The 3,421-nt window shown below is 58.2% G+C and carries 4 protein-coding genes; all 4 read right to left on the bottom strand.

Annotation, left to right across the window (positions count from 1 at the left end):
* Nucleotides 1–155 precede the first annotated feature (155 nt).
* Nucleotides 156–752 (bottom strand): L-threonylcarbamoyladenylate synthase, encoded by a 597-nt coding sequence (locus AC0QHF_RS14210; protein ID WP_324704879.1) that lies wholly within the window; start codon nt 750–752, stop codon nt 156–158.
* Between the two features lie 93 nt (nt 753–845).
* A complete protein-coding gene (gene prmC, locus AC0QHF_RS14215) occupies nt 846–1,769 on the bottom strand; it encodes a peptide chain release factor N(5)-glutamine methyltransferase (protein ID WP_324704880.1) in 924 nt (307 codons plus the stop codon).
* Nucleotides 1,770–1,789: 20 nt separating this feature from the next.
* Entirely contained in the window at nt 1,790–2,572 is a 783-nt protein-coding gene (locus AC0QHF_RS14220; protein WP_324704881.1) for a Tic22 family protein, read from the bottom strand.
* A gap of 576 nt (nt 2,573–3,148) precedes the next feature.
* Nucleotides 3,149–3,280, bottom strand: coding sequence for a hypothetical protein (locus AC0QHF_RS14225; RefSeq protein ID WP_324704882.1), 132 nt, complete (start codon nt 3,278–3,280; stop codon nt 3,149–3,151).
* Between the last annotated feature and the right edge of the window lie 141 nt (nt 3,281–3,421).

Below are 3,421 nucleotides of genomic sequence, written 5' to 3' on the forward strand. Positions count from 1 at the left end.
CCATCCCCCCCAACCCCCATCCCCCCCAGCCCCCATCCCCCCCAGCCCCCCTTTGAAAGGGGGGAGTAAGGGGGGAGTAAGGGGGGAGATAGGGGGGAACCGGACAATTGCTCCCCTCGCCCAGAATTGGGAGAGGGGTTGGGGGAGAGGGCCAGTCACGATTCAACCTCCAAATTCACCGAGCCGGGCCGCAATATTTCCCAACTCCCCTGTTCCGTCCACCGGACCACCGTGGAGGGAATGGGGGCGATCGCTTTCCAACCCTCCGCAGCATCCAGGGTCAAAACCTCCGGAAATTGGGTGACTATTTCTCCGGCGGTTAAAAGGGGCGGCTGTCCCGATAAGTTGGCGCTGGTGGTGGCCAGGGGACCGGTGCGCCGCAAAATTTCTCGCGCGATCGCACAATCGGGAACCCGCAGGCCGATGGTCGTCGGATCGGTGGGGTTCATCACCGGGGGCACCGCTTCGGAGGCGGGGAGGACGAGGGTTAACGCCCCAGGCCAATAGCGGCGGGCGATTTTTTGCCAAAATTGCAACTCGTCGGGTCGGCCGTCCACGAAGGGCCACAGCGATTCGGCGATCGCACCCATCAGAATCAGCGGTTTGTCCGGCGGACGCCGTTTCGCCTCGAAAATCAGGGGGGCGCGATCGGGCCAGACCGCCAACGCCGGGACGGTATCAGTGGGAAAACTGACGACCGCATCTCCCGCGATCGCGGCTTGGACCAGTTTTTCTGTGGAAACCAGAGGCATTTGAATTGGGGTGTGGGGTGTGCTCGGTGGGGTGTGGGGAGGAGAATCTAACATCAGGGCGCCGGCTTTGCGCCCCTACAATCTAAAATTTCATCATTTTCGGTGGGCGATCGCGAATCGATCTAAGCCGGCCAGGTCGGGGACGATCTGGATCGAGTGGTAATTGCCCTGGGAACGGAGGATTTCGGCGACGGCTTCTCCCTGGCCGGCCATCATTTCCACGATGAAGATTCCCCCCGATCGCAAATAGTCGGGACTCGCCGCGGCCAGGTGGCGGATGCAATCCAAGCCGTCTGAGCCGCCGTCTAAGGCTTCGTGGGGTTCGTGGCGGGTGACTTCCGGTTGCAGGTTCAAAACCTCCTCGGAGGGGATGTAAGGGGGGTTGGAGACCACGCCGCAGACCTCTCCTTTAAGAAATGTCAGGGGGGTCCACCACGATCCTTGATAGAACCGGATTCGATGTTCCCAACCCGAGATTTTGGCGTTGTGGCGGGCGATCGCCAGGGCCTGATGAGAGCGATCGACGGCGTGGATGGTGGCTTTCGGGAACACCTCCGCCAACCCCAAGGCGATCGCGCCGCTTCCGGTTCCCAGATCCGCCCAATCCCCTTCCGCCAGGTTTTTCCCGATTTCTTCAACCGCCCCCCGGGCCAAATCGACAATCAACTCCGTTTCCGGGCGGGGGATGAGGACGCCGGGGGCCACGGTCAAAGAAAAATGTCGCCAGTGGGCTGTCCCCAGCAGGTATTGCAGGGGGACCCGTTCTTTGAGGCGGCGATCCCACAGTTCCACAATTTCCGGCCAGGGGCGTTTGAGGGCAATTTGGGGGCGATCGCGGAACGATTCCCACCGCAGGTCCAGCCGTTCCAGGTCGCTGAAGGCTTCCAGGAGTCGGTCTAACTCGATGGGGGAAATCTCGGCGGCGATCGCATCCGTCCGCGCCTGCCGCCACCACTGCCACAGTTGAGAACCGGACAGGGTGGGGCTTTCAGGTAAACGTCGGTCGCGATCGCCCATCCTCAGCAACTTGCCCCCATCTAGGGTTGATTATCTCTGAGATATTGCAACGTTTCCCGGGGCGGAACCAAGATGATCCGATCCAAAAACTGGTGGTCATCGGTGCGGAACGCCTCCAGCAGCGCCTCCAGCGGCACCACCTGGATAGTGACAGAGGAAATCAAATCCGGTTGTTGTTGCTGGAACTGGGTCAGCATCCCCTGCAAATCTTCCTTGTAGAAGAACATCGGGATCACCTGCTCCTCCCCGCGCTGAATGGTCAGATATCCGTCGTCCGGGCCCCCTTTGGCCATGAACAGGGGCACGCCGTTGAACTCGTTGGGCGATCGGCCATTTTGCTCCATCACGGCCCGGGCGGAATCCACCTGCGCTTGTACCGGGACGTAGGCGAATTGGAGGTCGTCGGGATTATTTCGTCCCTGCTCATTCATCTGGTACACTTCACCCAGAGAAACGGGAGTGACCCGCACCGAATTCGCCAATTCCGGATTGCGGTTTCGCAAATTTTCCACAAACTTGAGGGCATCCTGGCGACTGATAAACACCCCGGCTACCGAAGCGGTGTCGCTGCTGTTCTGTCCCGCCGGAACCGTTGCCACCAGCGGCGCACCGTTGGCATCCGTAATCGTAAAAACCGGGACGGGGCCGAGTTTCGCTTTGATCTCATCAATCGTCAAAGCCTGAACGGGAGCCGTTCCCAGCAGGGGCGAGGATGCTTTCCAAGGCAAAGACACCGGGTTGAGGAGCAAATGGCTGCCAATGACTCCCAATACCAGACCGATACGAACAAACGATTTCATCATATTTTTAACTTACAATCCCGATCATTCAGACTCGACAAATAGATTGGTCATAACTTCTCTTTACGGGAATCCTTTCCGGATAGGGTACGGACTCGGGCAGATTCCCCATAGTGCCGCCGGACCCGGAAGGTGGGGCTCGATGAAGCCATCCGTTGCTATCCCGGTCGCCTTTCCCCAGATAGCTTCCCAGACGAAGCCAGTCCGAATTTTTCTCCCGAACCGCCGACCCATTTTTTCCGGAGTGGCTTCCGCAAGTCGCCAGCCAGATTGTCTGGATGTTAACACAAATCTCCGATTCGTCCCACTTGACATCCTCCCCGCCGTAAACGGACGGGGATTCCTACCAGTCGAACAGCCGAGGCCGAACGGACTCTTAGCGGGATCGGGATCAAATGTGGGATGATTTCGTTGGCGATCGCGGATCCATGCCGATTCACCTGCTATCCCATCGATCTCTACATGACCAAAAAAGGCGATCGCCCCAGAGCAGATGCCGGCCGATGTTGCCGTCGGCGCTTGTGTCGGTGATGTTGATGACATCCGGAATGGCGCGATCGACTCCCTACACTCTACATCCTACACCCGACACCCTTGCCCCGCGCTATAGAGGGTGGATTTTATGGGGTTGGTGGTGGGGATATTATCGTGGCGATCGCCCTTCGATTTGACCGGGTTTTGACCCCAATTATTAAATTTAAAAGGCAACATTTTTCTTCTCTTTTCTCTCTTCGTTTGTCCAAGGAGGCCCCAGATGTGTTATCTATATGTTTGCAGTGCGATTCGTTCGGGAATGAAATAGGGCTGAAATGCCTGAAATAACCTCCCGGTAAGGCTTCCATCCCCTTGGAT

This window comes from Lyngbya sp. CCY1209 (genome assembly GCF_055795065.1).